This is a genomic window from Ruegeria sp. BHSC026 (genome assembly GCF_059613065.1).
Genome location: NZ_JBXWRV010000001.1, coordinates 399,545 through 417,138, shown reverse-complemented (window position 1 = coordinate 417,138; position 17,594 = coordinate 399,545). Strand labels below are relative to the sequence as shown.

The window sequence follows — 17,594 nt, the reverse complement described above, 5'->3', positions numbered from 1 at the left end:
CTATATATATCTCAGGATGTCAGATTTTTGCGGTGAAATAATTTCAGGCCTTACCGCAAGGAAGCCTAGGTGCTTGATTTTGGTAATCAGAGCTGTGCGCTATGGTGGCGTATATTTCGTTGGAGTGACTTGGAGAGCAGGCAGAGCATGGAAGAGGACCAAACACCTATAGAAGATGGCGTTTCCGAAGAAGACTTGGCTCTTCTAGCCACCCCGGATGAAGAGATAGTCAAACAGCATGAAGTTTTCTGCTTCGATGAACCCGAGTTCGAAGCTCGTTTAAAGGTGGGCGACAGGTGGCAGCAAGTTGTACAGGCTCATCTGTATTTTGAGCATGTGATTTCTCAGCTGTTGACCGAAGCAATGCCGAAGCCAGAAGCAATTTCCATGTCCAGAATGGGCCTCAGCCAGAGGCTTGACCTTGTTTCGGCGCTGGACTTGCTTCCAGATGAGCTACTGGCTTGCGTGAGGAAAATTAACAACTTGAGGAATAAGATCGCCCACGATCTTAGCTTCGAAATCTCAGATCAGGACATTCTTGATCTGATAAACTGCACGCCAGTTGGTCTTCGGAAAGCGGTGCTTGAGGAAAGTGGCAGAGCTTCTGGGCCCATCGAACTGCATGAACTTTTGCATGTGGTTGTCTTGATGTGTGACATCATACGTCAGAGGCATGCCGCTAGTCGCGTTCTCAGCAAGAAAAGCGAAATCCGACTTAAAACCGTGCTCAGGCAAACACCCAATGCGCGATATGTGCCTTGAGACAACATGTCCAACCTTCGTGACGGAAAAAAGCTGCTTGCTTCGACGCTATCTTGGTGAGACACATTTTGCACACGTCACGGGACACACGGACGGGAAGTCGTTCTGATTTTCCATTGAAAAACAGCGTTATAGCGGTGTCGGGTCTGAGGTGGTTAGTCTTCTCGACCGCACCAATCTCAATACACCAATCATCTTTGCCGCGACATTGTTGGGCTGATCGCTTTCAGCTGCCTTAGACTTGGCGTTTGCGGTCGATACGGCTTACTGCTGAACATCCGCCAGAAGCGGCAGTGTCCTGTCGGCTCGGGTGTGCTACACGATGGCAACGCAGAATCGAAAACCGCCGAATTCGCCAGAAATCTGGGGTGGCCGTGCTGTATACGGGTGACGGAAATTTGGAGCGAACGCTTTGAAAAATAACGCACAAAAAGCGGCGCGTTTAAGCGTGGCGCCCATGATGGACTGGACAGATCGTCATTGCCGGTACCTGCACAGACTGCTGAGTTCCAATGCGCTTCTCTATACCGAGATGGTGACCGCGCCCGTTCTTGTCCGAGGTGGGGCGCTTCACCTGCTGGAGTTCAGCCCTGAAGAACACCCCGTGGCCCTGCAACTGGGCGGGTCCGACCCCGAGGAACTGGCGCAGGCCGCCATATTGGGGGCCGAGGCGGGGTATGACGAGATCAATTTGAATTGCGGATGCCCGTCCGACCGGGTGCAGTCGGGCACCTTCGGCGCGGTCTTGATGAAGGACCCGGCGCGCGTGGCGGATTGTGTCGCGGCGTTGCGCGCGGCCGTGCGCGTCGAGGTGACGGTGAAATGCCGCATCGGAGTGGACGAGCAAACCCCCGAGGAGGTGCTGCCCGACTTTCTGGAGAGGATTCGAGCCGCCGGATGCCAGCGCGTCACGATCCACGCCCGCAAGGCTTGGCTGCAGGGGCTGAGCCCCAAGGAAAACCGCGATATCCCGCCGCTGGACTATGACCTGGTGCATCGGATGAAGGCCGCGTTTCCCGACATGCACATCTCGATCAACGGGGGGATCGCGTCTCTGGCCGAGGCGCGCGCGCATCTGGAGGCCGGACTGGACGGGGTGATGATCGGGCGGGCCGCCTATCACCAACCCACCGACATTCTGGCCGAGGCCGATCCGCTGATCTTTGGCACCGGGGCTGCCGCCGATCCGGTGGACGTCGTGCATAAGATGCTGCCCTATATCGACCGACACCTTGCCGCGGGGGGGCGGTTGCACCAGATCACCCGGCACATGCTGGGTCTGTTCGCGGGCCGACCGGGCGCGCGGGGGTGGCGACGGGCCCTGTCGGAAGGGGCGGTCCGGGACCATGCCGGTCCCGAGGTCGTTTTGGAGGCGCTGGCCCGCGTGGCTCCGGACGCCGTCGCGGCACAGGCAATTTGACAGGGCCGAAGGGCCGCAATCCAAGGGGGACGGATGCCCGAGACTTTTTTGCTGGTCCAGATGCTGGGCCTGTTGCTTATTATCGGAGCGCTGGCCGGGGTGCTGGCGGGCCTGCTGGGCGTGGGCGGAGGGATCGTTCTGGTGCCCGCGTTCTTCTATACGTTCCAGACATTGGGCTATGGCGGCCCGCAACTGATGCAGATGTGCCTGGCGACCTCACTGGCCACGATCATCGTGACCTCTGTCCGCTCGGTTCTGAGTCACAACAAGAAAGGCGCGGTGGATTGGCAGATCCTGCGCGGCTGGGGGCCGGGGATCGCTGCGGGGGCCATCTTGGGCGTCATGGTCGCGTCCGCCCTACGGACCGAGGCGCTGCAGGCCTTGTTTGGCATTCTCGGCATCTGCATCGGGGCCTATCTGGGCCTGGGAAAATCCGAATGGCGGCTGGGCGATGCCATGCCCGGCGGGCTGCGGCGATTGCTGATTTCCCCGATGGTCGGGTTTCTGTCGGTGTTGATGGGGATCGGCGGGGGCAGTTTCGGCGTGCCGCTGATGAGTCTGTACAACACGCCCATTCACCGAGCCGTCGCCACCGCGGCTGGGTTCGGCGTCATCATCGCGGTGCCGTCGGTCATCGGCTTCCTGTTCCTGCCCATCGCGCCGGACTATCGCCCGCCATTCACAATCGGGGCCGTCAACCTGATCGCTTTTGGCGTGGTCGTTGCCATGACCATGATCACCGCGCCCTGGGGCGTGAAGCTGGCCCATGCGATGGATCCCAAACCGCTTAAACGCGTCTTTGCGGTCTTTCTGACCCTCGTGGCGTTGAACATGCTGCGCAAGGCCTTGGGGTGGTGAGGCCATTCTGGGCGCGCGGGTGGGAGGTTTTCCCGGCCGAGCCCTCCGTCGCCGACTGGGTGGCGCATGCGCTGCCCGCCGCCCGCGCGGCGGTGCGGGACCCGGCCCATCTCCACTGGCTTGACTGTGAAGAGACGTGGTTCATCGGCGTCGATGCCCTGCCCAACGACGTGGCGGGGCGGGTTGGCGGCTCGGGACCGTTGGGCGGCGCGGCGTTTGACTTCCTGCGCGCGCAATACGGTTCGGTCGCGCTGCACCCAGGGCAGGTCTCGGTGGTCTATCCGGGCTATCCACGGCCGCGCCGGGGCGAGGGCGAAGCCGCCGCCCGATACCGGGTCCGGCGCGATGGGGCCCATGTGGACGGGCTCAAACCCAATGGGCCGGATCGGCGCCGCCATATCGACGAGCCGCACGCCTGGATTCTGGGGCTGCCGCTGACAGCAGCCAGCGCCGATGCGGCGCCGCTGGTCGTCTGGGATGGCAGCCACCGGATCATGCAGGCGGCGTTTCGCCGGGTATTGGCCGGCGTCGCGCGCGCGGATTGGGCGATGGTAGACATCACCGAAGCCTATCAGGACGCCCGCCGAGAGGTGTTCGAAACCTGCCTGCGGATCGAGATCCCAGCCCGGCCGGGAGAGGCCATCGCACTGCACAGGCATTGTCTGCACGGGGTGGCCCCCTGGCGTGACGGAGCAACGGCCGGACCCGACGGACGGATGGTCGCCTATTTCCGGCCTGAACTGCCCGGCGGTGTGGCCGAATGGATCGAAACGCCGTAACCTCGGGCCATTCTCTGATTTGGAGGGCATTCGATGATTACGATTCACAAGACGTCTGACGGTGCACTGCTTGAGATCGAATTGACGGGCGAAGTCACCAGTGCCGATTATACCAACTCCTTGGTTCCCGCGATTGAAGCTGCGCTGCAAGAGCACGACCAGGTCCGGATGCTGGTGATCGTCGGCCCCGACTTCGAAGGTTATGACCTTGGCGCCGCGTGGGAGGACACCAAGCTGGGCCTCAGCCATTGGCGCGGGTTCGACCGGATCGCGGTGGTCACCAACAAAGCTTGGGTGAAGACCAGCGCGCGGCTCGCGGCTCCGCTGATGCCATGCCCTGTGCAGGTGTTCGAGATGTCGCATCTGGACGAGGCGCGCTTGTGGCTGCGCGAGTCCCTCGGGGCCATTCACGTCGTCGATCTGGGCGGGCCTTGTATGCAGATCAGCCTGTTGGGCAAGGTGGACCCCAGGGAATACGAAGAGGCCGAGCAGCGCCTGGACACGTTGCTGAGCCAGAAGGAGGGCTTCCGTCTGCTGATCGATCTGCGCGAGTTCGACGGCTGGCAGGGCCTGTCGGCGCTCGCGGCGCATTTCCGTCTGGCGCGCAATCATATCGGCATGCTGGACCGGGCCGCCATCGTGGGCGACAAGGCCTGGCAGCACATGGCGCAGCGCGTCGCGCGGCACATCCTGGGCACACGTACCCAGTATTTCCCGTCCGAAGCGTATGAAGAGGCCAAGACCTGGCTGACGTCCGGCTGATCCGCTCGGGGCCGCGATTCGCGGCGCGGTTGATGGGCCTTGATTTGCACCGGCTGACCCTGGGTTACCCCAGGCTGTGCCGAAGGTATTGGATTTGTTACGCTACGTCCGTTTCGCGCACTCGTGGACAGGGGCGCGCGTGCAAGCGCCCGGACTTGAAGGATTTTTTGTCCTGTTGGACAAATTTTTGCGTTTCGCGGCGGGGTTTTCCCCCTTATTCAAAGCTACTCGACACGGTAGGAATAGGTCGCTGCTGCAATCTATCCGTGTGTTTCGGTATAGGCCTTGCCCCGCGGGGGCGGCTGGATCGCAACGGCGCCGAGCTGTTCAAGGGGGCTGTCATGCGACTGTTCAAACTGTTTTCCGGCAAGGTCAAAACCAAGCGCCGTTCCTCGGTGGACACGTCTCAGGCCGACGCCGCGGCGGAAGTCCGAGCAAAAACCAACCGTGCCGAGATCACACGACTTTTCCAGCGGGAACTCTTGGCCAAAAAGGCGGGCGACAGAGTGACCAATCGGCAAATGGCCGCCGTGCGCGAGGCAAAACCCTTAAAAAAAGGCTCTGACGGGACGATGGCCTTATGACCGGACCAGCCGGGCTGCGCGCCCACCGCGCCGTTTGGCCAGGCGGGGCTTACGGCTGGGCAGCTCTTCCATGATGGCGGCGCGTTCGGTGCTGTCCATCTTCGACCAGCGAGAGATCTCGTCCATGGTGCGGTAGCAGCCGGTGCAGATCCTCTCGGTCGGATGCACCACGCAGATCTGCACGCAGGGGCTTTCGACCTCGTTCCGTTTCCAGATCATGTTCGTCATGCGCGGTCTCCGACCCGTTACAGAAAGCGCAGCCTGTCCAGCGCCCCTTGCAGAATATACCCCGCCGCGACGTGATCGATCACCTGTCCGCGACGTTTTCGTGTCGTATCCGCCTCCAACAGTGCCTTTTCCGCCGCAACCGTGCTCAGGCGTTCATCCCAGAATCCGATTGGAATATCGGTTAGCTGCGACAGGTTGCGCGCAAAGGCGCGGGTGGATTGGCACCGCGGTCCCTCGGACCCGTCCATGTTGCGCGGCAGGCCCAGGACGATCCCGCCGATTTCCCGGTCGGTCGCGATTTCCAAAAGGCGCGCAGAGTCGAGCTTGAATTTCTTGCGCCGCACGGTTTCCAGCGGGCTGGCCACGCCGCGCATCCGGTCCGACACGGCGACGCCGATGGTCTTTTCGCCCAGGTCCAGCCCCATCAGTGCCTGCATCGGGGGCAGGGCGGCGGCAAACTCCTCGAACCCGTCGTGGATCATTGCGCGATCCCAGCCCGGCGGGCGGCCGAGGCGATCATCTCCAGCGCCTCGGGGTTGTCGGCGAACTTGGTCAGCGCCTCGTCGCGGATCGCGCTGGCGCGTTCGGTTTCGCCCAGAACACCCAGCGCCGAGATCAGCCGCGCCCATTCCTGAGGTGAGCCGCCCTCGGTCGCCAGTCTGTCGGACAGCCCGTCAACCATGCCGCGGATCATCTCCTGCCGTTCTTCGGCCGTCATCTCGGCGGCGGCCTCCATGTCGGCCTGGCTGGGGCCGGGGGCCGCCGGAGCGGTCGAAAGATCGGGGGCGTTGAACACGCCGGCGCGCCAGGCCAGATCGTCGATCTGGGCGCGGATCGCCTGCGCCCAAGGTGACTGAGGCGGCGAACTGCGCAGCGTATCCGCCCACACCCGATAGGCCAGATCGGGCCGGCCGATCTGGGCCAGCATCTGCCCCCAGTAATACCGCGCCGGGCCATGGTTGGGGGCGCGTTTCAAGGCTTCGCGCAGGGCGTCCTCGGCCTCGGGCGAGACATAGCCGCCGGCCGCAAGGATCAGCATCTCGGCCAGGTTCGAATAGGCATCCGCAGGGGCATCCGCGCCCGACAGCTCGATGACCTTTTTCTGCGCCTCGTACCCGGCCTTGAAGTTGCCGGCATTGGTTTCGTGCTGGGCCAGCAGCATGTGCCCCTGCAGGTCGTCGGGGCGGCTTGCCACTGTTTCGCGCAATTGGTCCAGCAGCTTGGCATAGCTTTCTTCCAGCTGGGGCGGCTCGACCGGGGGGGCGGCCCTCTCGGCCTCGGCTTGGCTGGGGCGGTTTTCGCGCAAGTCGTCGGCCATTTCCAGGCGGGCCGACAGCGGTTGATCGGGGTAACCAGCGGCGCCAAGTTGTCGATACAGCGCCAGGGCGCCGCCCACCAGCAGCAGGGCCAGAACCACCGGTGCCGCCACGCGCATCACCCGTGACGGGCCGGATACTGTCGCGGCCGCCTGCATCTGCGCGTCCGCGGCCAGAATGCGGCGCGAGATCTCGGTCCGTACCCGCTCGGCATCGGCCTGGTCGATCACGCCGCGGGCCAAGTCACGGTCCACGCTGGCCAGCTGTTCGCGGTAGACGCGCAGGTCATAGGCCGCCGCCGGTTCTCCCCGGCGGCGTTCCCGCAGCATGCCATAGGCCAAAAAGGCCGCGATCAGCAGCGCGAACAAGATGAGCAGAACCCAGAACGTCATGGTCCCTCCGACAATGGTTGCCCTGACTTAGACCTGCTTGCAGTCCGACAAAAGGGACAAAAGGCCGCGAATGGCCTACATGTCGCAATAGTGCGATATTGCGGCGCTGCATGGCAGGGGTATTCTGCCGCTGCACGGCATATCTTCGGCCAAACACGAACCGGACGGATTCGCTCATGAAACACTATTCAGCCTTTGCCGTGGCGCGAGAGGCGCTGCGCTATCACACCGGATGGGAGCGCGCCTGGCGTTCACCCGAACCCAAGAAGCGCTATGACGTCATCATCATCGGCGCGGGTGGGCACGGCCTGGCGACGGCGTATTACCTGGGCCGGAACTACGGCATCCAGAATGTCGCGGTGATCGAAAAGGGCTGGCTGGGTGGCGGCAATACAGGCCGGAACACGACCATCATCCGCTCGAACTATCTGCAGGATCCCTCGGCGGCGATCTATGAAAAGTCGCGCGGCCTGTACGAGGATCTCAGCCAGGAGCTGAACTACAACATCATGTTCAGCCCGCGCGGCGTGATGATGCTGGCGCAGACCCAGCACGAGGTGCGCGGCTACAAGCGCACGGCGCATGCCAACGCGCTGCAGGGCGTCAAGACCGAATGGATCGGGCCCGAGCGCGTCAAGGAACTGGTGCCGATCATCAACATCGACGGCCCGCGCTATCCGGTTCTGGGCGCGCTGTGGCAGGAACGCGGCGGCACCGCGCGCCACGACGCGGTGGCCTGGGGCTATGCCCGGGCCTGCTCGAACATGGGCATGGACATCATCCAGCAATGCGAGGTCACGGCCATCCGTTCGGCCAATGGCCGCGTCACCGGGGTCGAGACGACCAAGGGCGCCATCGAGTGCGACAAGCTGGGCATCGTGGTGGCGGGCCACTCGGGCCAGCTGGCCGAGATGGCGGGCTTCCGCCTTCCGGTCGAGGCACTGGCCCTGCAGGCGCTGGTGTCCGAGCCGATCAAGCCCTGCATGGACGTGGTGGTGATGGCCAACACCGTGCACGGCTACATGTCGCAATCCGACAAGGGCGAGATGGTGATCGGCGGCGGTACCGACGGGTTCAACAACTACACCCAGCGCGGGTCGTTCCACCATATCGAGGAAACCGTCCGCGCCCTAGTCGAGACCTTCCCGATGATCTCGCGCCTCAAGATGCTGCGCCAGTGGGGTGGCATCGTGGACATGACCGGCGACCGTTCGCCCATCCTGTCCAAGACGCCGCTGGGCGGTTGCTTCATCAACTGCGGTTGGGGCACCGGCGGGTTCAAGGCCATCCCGGGCTCAGGCTGGGGCATGGCGCAGCTGATGGCCACCGGGCATTCCCCGCTGACCGAGGCCTTCTCGCTGGACCGGTTCAAAGAGGGCCGTTTCATCGACGAAAGCGTTGCCGCCGGGGTCGCGCATTGATGGACATCCAATCCCTTCCCACCGCCATACCAGACCGGCCGCGCCGCAGCCGGCTTGCGCTGCTGGACTTTCTGCTGGCGTGTTTCGACGCGCAGTCCGACAGCGTTCAGGTGGTGCAGGTCGGGGCCAATGACGGCAAGCTGGATGATCCCATATTGCCGTACTGGTCGAAACTACATTGGAAAGGTGTCCTGATCGAGCCGCACCCGCTGTATTTTTCGGCCCTTGCGTCGCTGCATGCGGCCAATCCGAACGTGAAACTGGTCAATGCCGCTGTATCGCAGGTTGCGGGCATCATGACGCTGTATCACCTCGACGAGGCCTATTCCGGTGCCTATCCGGGCTGGTTGCGCGGCTGCGCGTCGCTGGACCGTGGCCGGATGGTGGCCGCAATCGACCGCGCCAACCGCAAGACGGGGGCGGACGTACCCCATTCGGCCGTGGCCGAGACAACCGTCGCCGCGCGGCGGCTGGACGGGATTCTGGCCGAAACGGGTGTTTCCGCCGCCGATATCCTCGTGATCGACGTCGAAGGGCACGAACGCTCTGTCCTCGACAGCTTTGATCCCGCACGCCTGGGGCTGTCGCTGGCCATCGTTGAATGCAACGCCGGCGACCCGGCCGAACAGGATGCGATCGTCTCGGCCCTGAACGCGGCCGGGCTGGTCGCATATCGGCTGGCCAACGACATCGTCGCCCTGCGTCCGGGCCGCGTGACCATCCCGATCGAGGCGATGTTCCACTTCAACAACCTTGTTCCGCTGACCGTCCAAGAAACGGTCGAACTGAATCCATGACCAAAGGTGTTTTGACCCGATGCTGATCCTGACCTGCCCCTATTGCGGCGTCGACGCCGAAGAGACCGAACTGACCGCCGGCGGCGAAGCGCATCTGAAACGCTTCGGTCCCGGCTCGTCGGATGACGAGTTCCACGACTATCTGTTCATGCGCGAAAACCCCAAGGGCGTACATTTCGAACGCTGGCGCCACAGCAACGGCTGCGGCAAGTGGTTCCACGCCGCACGGTGCACCGCCACACTCGAGGTGTTCGGCACCTATTCGGCCCAGGTCACCGAGCCGCCGCAGGAGATCCGCGATGCGATCTCGGCCAAACGCCCGGGCTGGAGTTGGAGAGAGTTCTCCTGATGCCCCGCCCATTCAAGAATATTCCCGCCGGAGGCACCATGCCCTCTATCCGCGAAAGGTCCGAAACATGAGCACCCGTCTCGCCAAGCAAGGCCGGCTGATCGACCGGTCGAAACCGGTCACCTTCACTTTCAACGGTACTGCGATGCAGGGCTATCAGGGCGACACGCTGGCGTCGGCCCTGCTGGCCAACGATCAGATGATGGTCGGCCGGTCGTTCAAATACCACCGTCCGCGCGGTGTCGTGGCCAGCGGTGCCGAGGAGCCCAACGCGCTGGTCGGTCTGGGGCAGGGCAACCGTTTCGAACCGAACCAGCGCGCCACCACGACCGAGCTGTTCAATGGCCTGACCGCGATCTCGCAGAACCACTGGCCCAGCCTGGAATACGACATCGGCGCGGTGAACACGGCGCTGGCGCGGTTCCTGCCGGCAGGGTTCTACTACAAGACGTTCATCCACCCCAAACCGTTCTGGAAACATGTGTACGAGCCGTTCATCCGCCAGTCGGCCGGTCTGGGCAAGGCGCCCGACAAGGACAGCCGCGACTCGGATACCTATGAACACTTTTATGCCTTCACTGACATTTTGGTGATCGGCGGCGGTGTTGCGGGCCTGCAGGCGGCCAAAGCCGCGGCGCAATCGGGCGCCAAGGTCATGCTGATCGAACAGACCGCCCATTGGGGTGGCCGCGCGCCTGTCGATGGGGGCACAGTCAACGACGAGCCTGTGGATAAGTTCGTGGAACAATTGGTTTCCGAACTCGAAACAATGAGCAATGTCACCCTGCGGTCGCGCTGCATGGGGGCCGGGGTCTATGATCACGGTTACGTGCTGGGATACGAGCGTCTGACCGATCACAAACCGGGCACCCAAGGCCCGCGCCATCGTCTGTGGCGCATCCGCGCCAAGCAGGTCGTTACGGCGACCGGCGCGATCGAGCGCCCGCTGTCCTTTGCCGGCAATGACGTGCCGGGGGTGATGCTGGCCTCGGCCATGCGCGACTATGTGGTCAACTGGGGCGTGACCCCGGGTGAGCGCGTGATCGTCGCCACCAACAATGACGACGCCTACCGCACCGCGATCATCCTGAAACAGGCGGGTGTGGATGTGTTACGCGTCGTCGATGCCCGTCCCTCGGCCGGGCCGCTGGCGGACGAGGCGCGCAGCCTTGGCATCCGGGTCGACCCCGGCAAGGCGATCGCCAAAGTCAAGGGCGGCAAGCGGGTCAAGAAGGTCGCGATCTGCAACCAGGAAGGCATCGGCGGTGCTCGGGAAGAGGTCGAATGCGATGCGGTCGCCATGTCGGGTGGCTGGTCTCCGGTGGTGCACCTGTGGTCCCATTGCGGCGGCAAGCTGATCTGGGACGAAGCCAACGCCCATTTCCGCCCCGACCCCGACCGTCCGCCTCTGGGCGCCAACGGCGAAGGCTTTGTCGTGCCGGCGGGGTCGGCCAACGGGCCGCTGGCGTTGGGCGAGGTCCTGGCCGATGCCCACGCCGCGGGCAAGGCCGCGGCCAAGGCAGCCGGGTTCAAGCCGAAGAACACCAAGGCACCGCAGGGCGAGGCCGAGACCGAAGCACCCATGCAGGCCGTCTGGCTGATGCCTGCCAAGGCCGAGGTGCAGCTGCGCATGAAGTCGTGGCTGGACTTCCAGAACGACGTGAAAGTCTCGGACGTACAACTGGCTGCGCGCGAAGGCTATGAGAGCGTCGAACACACCAAGCGTTATACCACGCTGGGCATGGCGACGGATCAGGGCAAGTTGAGCAATATCAATGGCCTGGCGATCCTTGCTGATGCGTTGGAATCCGAGATTCCCAAGGTCGGTACCACCACTTTTCGCCCGCCCTATACGCCCATCTCGATGGGAGCCATCGCGGGTGAGGCGCGCGGCGAGGTTTTCCAGCCGATCCGCCGCACGCCGATGCATGACTGGCATGACCGGAATGGCGCGGATTGGGAGCCGGTGGGCCAGTGGCGGCGCCCCTACGCCTATGTGCGCCCCGGAGAAACCGTGCATGACGCCGTGAACCGCGAGGTCAAGAACACGCGCGAGAACCTCGGCCTGCTGGATGCCTCGACCCTGGGCAAGCTGATCGTCAAGGGGCCGGACGCGGGTAAGTTTCTGGACATGATGTACACCAACATGATGTCCACGCTGAAGGTCGGCAAATGCCGCTATGGCCTGATGTGCTCGGAAAACGGTTTCCTGATCGACGACGGCGTCGTGGCCCGGATCGACGAGGACACCTGGCTGTGCCACACAACCACCGGCGGGGCTGAGCGCATCCATGCCCACATGGAGGAGTGGCTGCAGACCGAGTGGTGGGACTGGAAGGTCTATGTCGCCAACGTGACCGAGCAATACGCTCAGATCGCCGTGGTGGGCCCCAACGCCCGCAAGGTGCTGGAAAAGCTCGGCGGCATGGATATCAGCCGCGAGGCGCTGCCCTTCATGGAGTGGCGCGACGGCCTGATCGGCGGCTTTGACTGCCGCGCCTACCGCATCTCGTTCTCGGGCGAGCTGTCCTATGAAATCGCGGTGCCCGCCAGCCAGGGTCAGGCCTTCTGGGATGCCCTGATGGAGGCCGGGAAAGAGTTCGGCGTGATGCCCTATGGCACTGAATGTCTGCACATTCTGCGCGCCGAGAAGGGCTTCATCATGATCGGGGACGAGACCGACGGCACCGTGATCCCGCAGGACCTGGGGCTGCACTGGGCGATCTCGAAAAAGAAAGAGGATTTCCTGGGCAAGCGCGCGCAGGAACGCTCTCACATGACCGACCCGGACCGCTGGAAACTGGTGGGTCTCGAGACTGTGGATGGATCGGTTCTGCCCGACGGTGCCTATGCGGTGGGCGAGGGCGTGAATGCCAACGGTCAGCGCAACGTGATCGGGCGCGTCACCTCGACCTATTACTCGGCCAACCTGGGCCGCGGTATCGCCATGGGGCTGGTCAAGAACGGGCCGAACCGCATGGGAGAGGTGATCGAGTTCCCGGGCACCGACGACAAAATCTACAAGGCAAAGATCGTGGACCCTGTGTTCTACGACAAGGACGGGGAGAAGCAGAATGTCTGAACCCATCAGCGCACTGAACCACGCAAGCTATGACGGCATCGCCCGGATCGAGGAATGCGGCCTGCAGGGGATGGTCACCCTACGCGGCGACCTGTCCGACAAGGTCGTGATCAAGGCGGTCAAGGACGCCACCGGCCAGAAGATGCCCGGCCAGCGTGAGGCTTTCGTCGATGGCGAGACCGGCGTCTGCTGGATGTCGCCGGACGAGTTGCTGGTGCTTGTTCCCTACGCCGAGGTCGAGGCCAAACTGGCGGCCATGAAGGGCGCGCTGAGCGGCGTTCACGCGATGGCGGTCAACGTCTCGGACGCGCGGGCGGTGTTCCGGGTCTCGGGCGCCTCGGCGCGCGAGGTGCTGGCCAAGGTGGCGCCCGTCGATCTGTCGAGGGATGCGTTCCAGCCCGGCCAGATCCGGCGCACGCGACTGGCGCAAGTGGCCGGAGCGTTCTGGGTGGATGGCGAGGATGACTTCCGCGTGGTCTGCTTCCGCTCGGTGGCGGATTACGTCTTCAAGCTGCTCAAGGTGGCGGCGCAGCCCGGCAGCGAAGTCGGGGTCTACTGACCAAGGAGGCGGGGGCTTTGCTCCCGTCGCGCTTTGCGCGACTTCCCCCGAGTATTGTCCAAGAGATGAAGATGCCGGTCAGCCGGTGAACAGGACGCTGCGGAAGCGGTCCTGCGCGTCCGTGGCCGCGAGGTCGGCGGGGTGGCCAGCTTCGTCAAGGCAGATGTCGTAAAAGGACAGGGCTTCGCCGAGGCGGGCCATGGCCGCGGCGCGATCTGCGGCGGGCAGGAACGGCGCGTGGGTGGACAGGTAGAGCGCAGGGCGGTGTTCGCGCAACCAGTCGATCAACGTGGGCAGCACGGCGAACTCCGCACCTTCTATATCCATCTTGACGAGCGACACACCGGAAAGGTCAGTGGCGGAGGCAAACTGATCCCATGCGATGGTCAGGGCATCGGTTCCATGCGCGCCGTCATGCAGCAGCGAGCTGGTGGAGTCGCCCGGCTCTCCGCGCATCGAGGCCATGCGGGCCACGCCGAACCGGTCGGACAATGCCACGCCAAAGGCCGAGACGTTTCGGATGTCGTTCAGGTCCAGGTTCCAGGCCAGGTGGCGATAGGCGGTCGGGTCGGGCTCGAAACACCAGACATGGCGCGCCTTACGGGCACCATAGAGAACGGTCGGGCCGATCCATGCGCCAATGTCTAGATAGTCGCGGTCTGGCGAAAGGTGGCGGTCCAGCACGGCGAAAGTCTCGGGCTCCCAGTTCCCGGCCGAGGCCTTGCGCCAGAATTTCGAATGATAGGGATCCAGCCGGAAGGCTTCGCCATTCAGCTGACCCGCATAATATCCTCGGGCGCGGTAGAACATCTTGCGCGCTTTGGTCAGCATCGCCCTGCCTCCGGGTTCATTGTTTTGTCCTGTCGGCCCTTGACCTCAACTGGCTGCCAAAGCATGTAAACGTGGGAACGCAACACATATTTTGACAGGGGGCCAAGATGGCTTTTGAACTTCCAGACCTTCCTTATGCACATGACGCGCTGGCATCCAAGGGCATGTCGGCCGAAACGCTGGAATATCACCACGACCTGCACCACAAAGCCTATGTCGACAACGGCAACAAGCTGATCGCCGGCACCGAGTGGGAAGGCAAGTCGCTGGAGGAGATCATCGTCGGCACCTACCAGGCCGGCGCGGTGGCCCAGAACGGCATCTTCAACAACATCAGCCAGCTGTGGAACCACAACCAGTTCTGGGAAATGATGGGGCCGGGCGAGTCCAAGATGCCGGGCGAGCTGGAAAAGGCTCTGATCGAGAACTTCGGCTCGGTTGACGAGTTCAAGTCGCAGTTTGCTGCCGCCGGTGCCGGTCAGTTCGGCTCGGGCTGGGCATGGCTGGTCAAGAATGCCGACGGTTCGCTGGCCGTCACCAAGACCGAGAACGGCGTGAACCCGCTGTGTTTCGGGCAGACCGCGCTGCTGGGCTGCGACGTGTGGGAGCACTCGTATTACATCGACTTCCGCAACAAGCGCCCCGCTTACCTGGATAACTTCCTCAACAACCTGGTGAACTGGGAAAACGTCGCCTCGCGCATGTGACCGCACGGCCCGGAACGTCCGGATCACGGCCCGCCAGCCTGAACGCTGGCGGGCTTTTCGTTTTGTTCCGGTAGTGGCCGGACAAGTTTGGCCCTTTGGCGTTGCAAGTCGCTTTTTGATACATAAGTGGAATATTGCACGGTCCGCGACGGTCGCGGACCCAGGCATTCGGATCGACAGGAGGACGAAATGGTGAAGCTGGTACCTGGAACCTGGGTTGTGATCGCGGATGGCGAAAAAGCCTTGTTCACCGAGAACACCGCCGCAGGCTGGGAGCCGAAGCTGAAGGTCTTGTCGGTCGAGCAGCAGGATCCCGACGCGGTGCAGCCCCGTCCGAACGACCGGCCCGGGCGCCGGGCCGACGGTGGGCCGAACCAGAAGTCGGCCGTTGAAGAAGACACTTGGCGCACCCACGCTCGCGCGTTGTTCGCGCAGGACTTGGCCGATCTGCTGAACCGCGAAGGGCACAAGGGCGCCTTTTCGCATCTGGTGCTGATCGCAAGCCCTCAGGTTCTGGGGCTGCTGCGCCGCAGTCTGCATGACGGTGTTCAGACAAAGATCGTGGCCGAGATCGACAAGACCCTGACCAATCATCCGCTGGGGAAGATCGAGAAAGTGCTGGCCGATCACACGCCCTGAGCTTCAGGCCAGCATCTGGCGCAGCGCCGCCATGGCCGAGGGCGCATCGTCGACCCAAGTGATGAACCGCGCTAAGGAGCCGTCTGCAAAGCCCTGGTCGATCACTTGATCCAGTAGGCTGTGCAGATTGTCCCAGTACCCTTCGACATTCATCACGAGAATGGGCTTGTCATGCAGGCCCAGTTGGCGCCAGGTCAGGGCCTCGAACAGCTCGTCCAAAGACCCCGGTCCGCCGGGCAGCACCACCACCGCGTCCGCGTTCATGATCATCACCTTCTTGCGTTCGTGCATGGTTTCGGTGACCACGAAACGTGTCAGGTCGGTCTTGCCGACCTCGCGGCGCAGCAGGTGCACCGGAATCACGCCGAATGTGTCGCCTCCGGCGGCCTGCGCGGCGCGGGCAACCTCGCCCATCAGGCCCACGTCGCCCGCACCATAGACCAGCCGCCAGCCTTCGCGGGCCAGAAGTGTGCCAAAGCTCCGGGCCTGTTCGGAATAGGCGGGGCGGGCGCCATTGCGTGACCCGCAGTACACACAGACGGATTTCTGAGGCATGGAAAGGCGACTCCGGGGTTGTGTCAGAGGTTTTGACCCGTGATAGCGGGATTGATAGATTGGCTCAACCGCCCGCAGGAATGCTTTTCAGACAAAGCGGTTGCGCGGCAGAGTGAAAGGGGAAACATGGACGCCAAATCGGGAAGCGGACGGTCAGGATCCTTCATCCTGGGGGTTCTGGCCGGTGTTCTGGCGATCCTGGTTGCTGCCGGGCTTTATCTTTTGGGTGTGTTCTCTGGGTCTTCGCCGTCGGCGCCCGAAGACGCCTCGGTTTCGACGGAGGAACAGCCCCAGCAAGCCGGATCTGTGCAGCCGAAGCCGCTGACCGAAACGCCGCAGAAACAGGACGAGGACGCAGTCGCCGTCGTACCGTCAGAGGCCGACGAAACGACGCCCGACGATACACGGGTCGAAGCACCGGCCAAAAGCGCGGAACAGGCGGGCGCGACCGAAACCGAATCCGAAAACGAGAACACGCAGGCTGACTTGCCCCACACCGTGCTGGACCAGATCTTCGTTGAACCCGATGGCACCGCCCTGCTGTCCGGCTCGGCCCAGCCCGGCAGCCGGGTTCGGATCCTGCTGGACGGGGCGCCGGTGCACAGTTTCACCGTCGATGGCAGCGGACAGTTTGCCGAATTCGTAGCCATTCCCTTCAGCGAGACCGCGCGCGGCCTGGTACTGGAAACCACCGATGGTGACCGAACGGCGCGGTCGGACGACTATGTGATCGCGGCCCTGCCAAAACCGGCAGAGGCGGCCCCGGTCGGCGACGATATCGCCAGCGCCGATGGCTCGACCACCAACGAAACCGAAGAGCACCCGGTCCCCGCTGCGACGGGTGCGACTCAGACCGAGGACACGACCGCCGAGGCAGCCCAGCCTGCGGATCAGGCCCCCGAGGCACCGCCTGCGGTGACGCCCGAAGATGCCGACGAAGAGCGGCAGGTTGCGGTTCTGCGCTCGGGGGAAGAGGGGGTATCGGTGGTGCAATCGCCTTCGGTCCGAAGTCAGGCGCCCGATCAGGTTGCCTTGGATACGATCGGTTATTCCGAACTGGGCGACGTTCAATTGACGGGCCGCGTCGCCGAGGGTGCCGCGGTGCGACTGTACCTGAACAACCGCCTGGTCGCCGATATCACGCCAGAGCAGGACGGCGATTGGCGCGGCCAGATCGAGGGGATCGATCCCGGCCTATATACCCTGCGCGTCGACGAGGTGGACACGGACGGCACGGTGCTTAGCCGCGTGGAAACTCCATTCAAGCGCGAGCCGGTCGAAGCTCTGCGCGCGGCAGGTGCGCAAGGGCCGGAAGCCGGTGTCGAACCGTCGGCTCCGATCCGGTCCGTCACGGTGCAAAAGGGCGATACCCTGTGGGCGATCTCGCGCGAGCGGTTTGGCGATGGGATACTGTACGTGCGCCTGGTCGAGGCCAACCGCGACCTGATCCGCGACCCGGATCTGATTTACCCGGGGCAGGTCTTCACCATTCCCGAATAAAGGCGTAGGTCTGGTGCCGGCCGGGGCTTCCCGGCCGCAACCGTGTTTAAGTA

The 17,594-nt window shown here is 63.5% G+C and carries 19 protein-coding genes; 14 read left to right on the top strand and 5 right to left on the bottom strand.

Translation table 11 applies throughout. The features are described 5' to 3' along the window. The first annotated feature begins 147 nt into the window (after positions 1 to 147). The 6 genes from AC2FME_RS02070 (at position 148) to AC2FME_RS02045 (ending at position 5,165) form a co-directional block, all read left to right on the top strand. Positions 148 to 762 carry a hypothetical protein gene (locus AC2FME_RS02070; RefSeq protein ID WP_496799479.1) on the top strand — a complete coding sequence of 205 codons (615 nt, stop codon included), beginning with the start codon at positions 148 to 150 and terminating at the stop codon, positions 760 to 762. A 412-nt stretch (positions 763 to 1,174) separates the two neighbouring features. Then, entirely contained in the window at positions 1,175 to 2,182 is a 1,008-nt protein-coding gene (dusA, locus tag AC2FME_RS02065) for a tRNA dihydrouridine(20/20a) synthase DusA (RefSeq protein WP_496799478.1), read from the top strand. 33 nt (positions 2,183 to 2,215) lie between these two features. Then, the gene (locus AC2FME_RS02060) at positions 2,216 to 3,040 is read left to right on the top strand and encodes a sulfite exporter TauE/SafE family protein (protein WP_496799477.1); all 825 of its coding nucleotides are present in this window, start codon (positions 2,216 to 2,218) and stop codon (positions 3,038 to 3,040) included. Beyond that, positions 3,034 to 3,819 (top strand): hypothetical protein, encoded by a 786-nt coding sequence (locus AC2FME_RS02055; protein ID WP_496799476.1) that lies wholly within the window; start codon positions 3,034 to 3,036, stop codon positions 3,817 to 3,819. The genes AC2FME_RS02060 and AC2FME_RS02055 overlap by 7 nt, the downstream gene beginning before the upstream one ends. A 33-nt stretch (positions 3,820 to 3,852) precedes the next feature. Continuing rightward, entirely contained in the window at positions 3,853 to 4,581 is a 729-nt protein-coding gene (locus AC2FME_RS02050; RefSeq protein WP_496799475.1) for a SpoIIAA family protein, read from the top strand. Positions 4,582 to 4,922: 341 nt separating this feature from the next. After that, positions 4,923 to 5,165 (top strand): hypothetical protein, encoded by a 243-nt coding sequence (locus AC2FME_RS02045; RefSeq protein WP_496799474.1) that lies wholly within the window; start codon positions 4,923 to 4,925, stop codon positions 5,163 to 5,165. Here the strand turns inward: AC2FME_RS02045 and AC2FME_RS02040 are convergent. The 3 genes from AC2FME_RS02040 to ccmI are packed head-to-tail and all read right to left on the bottom strand — an operon-like array spanning position 5,160 to position 7,101. Further along, positions 5,160 to 5,393 carry a DUF1289 domain-containing protein gene (locus AC2FME_RS02040; protein ID WP_496686609.1) on the bottom strand — a complete coding sequence of 78 codons (234 nt, stop codon included), beginning with the start codon at positions 5,391 to 5,393 and terminating at the stop codon, positions 5,160 to 5,162. The two genes, AC2FME_RS02045 and AC2FME_RS02040, sit on opposite strands and share 6 nt — an antisense overlap. Before the next feature lie 17 nt (positions 5,394 to 5,410). Then, on the bottom strand, positions 5,411 to 5,875 hold the full coding sequence (gene ruvX, locus AC2FME_RS02035) for a Holliday junction resolvase RuvX (protein ID WP_149774785.1): 465 nt from the start codon (positions 5,873 to 5,875) through the stop codon (positions 5,411 to 5,413). Continuing rightward, the gene (ccmI, locus tag AC2FME_RS02030) at positions 5,872 to 7,101 is read right to left on the bottom strand and encodes a c-type cytochrome biogenesis protein CcmI (RefSeq protein ID WP_496799473.1); all 1,230 of its coding nucleotides are present in this window, start codon (positions 7,099 to 7,101) and stop codon (positions 5,872 to 5,874) included. The genes ruvX and ccmI overlap by 4 nt, the downstream gene beginning before the upstream one ends. A 176-nt stretch (positions 7,102 to 7,277) precedes the next feature. On the opposite strand from ccmI, the gene AC2FME_RS02025 reads away from it, so the two are divergent. The 5 genes from AC2FME_RS02025 to AC2FME_RS02005 all read left to right on the top strand — a co-directional run bounded on the left by AC2FME_RS02025 (position 7,278) and on the right by AC2FME_RS02005 (position 13,309). Then, on the top strand, positions 7,278 to 8,522 hold the full coding sequence (locus AC2FME_RS02025) for a sarcosine oxidase subunit beta family protein (RefSeq protein WP_490360667.1): 1,245 nt from the start codon (positions 7,278 to 7,280) through the stop codon (positions 8,520 to 8,522). Beyond that, positions 8,522 to 9,319: an FkbM family methyltransferase gene (locus AC2FME_RS02020; protein ID WP_496799472.1), complete on the top strand. Its 798-nt coding sequence runs from the start codon at positions 8,522 to 8,524 to the stop codon at positions 9,317 to 9,319. Before AC2FME_RS02025 ends, AC2FME_RS02020 begins: the two co-directional genes overlap by 1 nt. A gap of 19 nt (positions 9,320 to 9,338) precedes the next feature. Beyond that, positions 9,339 to 9,668 (top strand): sarcosine oxidase subunit delta, encoded by a 330-nt coding sequence (locus tag AC2FME_RS02015; protein WP_496686601.1) that lies wholly within the window; start codon positions 9,339 to 9,341, stop codon positions 9,666 to 9,668. 67 nt (positions 9,669 to 9,735) lie between these two features. Beyond that, entirely contained in the window at positions 9,736 to 12,750 is a 3,015-nt protein-coding gene (locus tag AC2FME_RS02010) for a sarcosine oxidase subunit alpha family protein (protein WP_496799471.1), read from the top strand. Beyond that, entirely contained in the window at positions 12,743 to 13,309 is a 567-nt protein-coding gene (locus tag AC2FME_RS02005; protein ID WP_496799470.1) for a sarcosine oxidase subunit gamma, read from the top strand. The genes AC2FME_RS02010 and AC2FME_RS02005 overlap by 8 nt, the downstream gene beginning before the upstream one ends. Before the next feature lie 78 nt (positions 13,310 to 13,387). On the opposite strand, the gene AC2FME_RS02000 is transcribed toward AC2FME_RS02005, so the two are convergent. Continuing rightward, positions 13,388 to 14,140, bottom strand: coding sequence for an FkbM family methyltransferase (locus AC2FME_RS02000; protein ID WP_496799469.1), 753 nt, complete (start codon positions 14,138 to 14,140; stop codon positions 13,388 to 13,390). A gap of 107 nt (positions 14,141 to 14,247) precedes the next feature. Between AC2FME_RS02000 and AC2FME_RS01995 the strand changes: the two genes are divergently transcribed. Both AC2FME_RS01995 and AC2FME_RS01990 read left to right on the top strand, forming a co-directional pair. Then, positions 14,248 to 14,847 (top strand): superoxide dismutase, encoded by a 600-nt coding sequence (locus tag AC2FME_RS01995; protein WP_496740864.1) that lies wholly within the window; start codon positions 14,248 to 14,250, stop codon positions 14,845 to 14,847. Positions 14,848 to 15,036: 189 nt separating this feature from the next. After that, positions 15,037 to 15,486: a baeRF12 domain-containing protein gene (locus AC2FME_RS01990; protein WP_496681233.1), complete on the top strand. Its 450-nt coding sequence runs from the start codon at positions 15,037 to 15,039 to the stop codon at positions 15,484 to 15,486. Positions 15,487 to 15,489: 3 nt separating this feature from the next. On the opposite strand, the gene AC2FME_RS01985 is transcribed toward AC2FME_RS01990, so the two are convergent. Further along, positions 15,490 to 16,041 (bottom strand): LOG family protein, encoded by a 552-nt coding sequence (locus AC2FME_RS01985; RefSeq protein WP_496740862.1) that lies wholly within the window; start codon positions 16,039 to 16,041, stop codon positions 15,490 to 15,492. Positions 16,042 to 16,167: 126 nt separating this feature from the next. Here AC2FME_RS01985 and AC2FME_RS01980 point away from each other — a divergent pair, with 126 nt between their 5' ends. Continuing rightward, entirely contained in the window at positions 16,168 to 17,541 is a 1,374-nt protein-coding gene (locus tag AC2FME_RS01980) for a LysM peptidoglycan-binding domain-containing protein (RefSeq protein WP_496799468.1), read from the top strand. Positions 17,542 to 17,594: the final 53 nt, after the last annotated feature.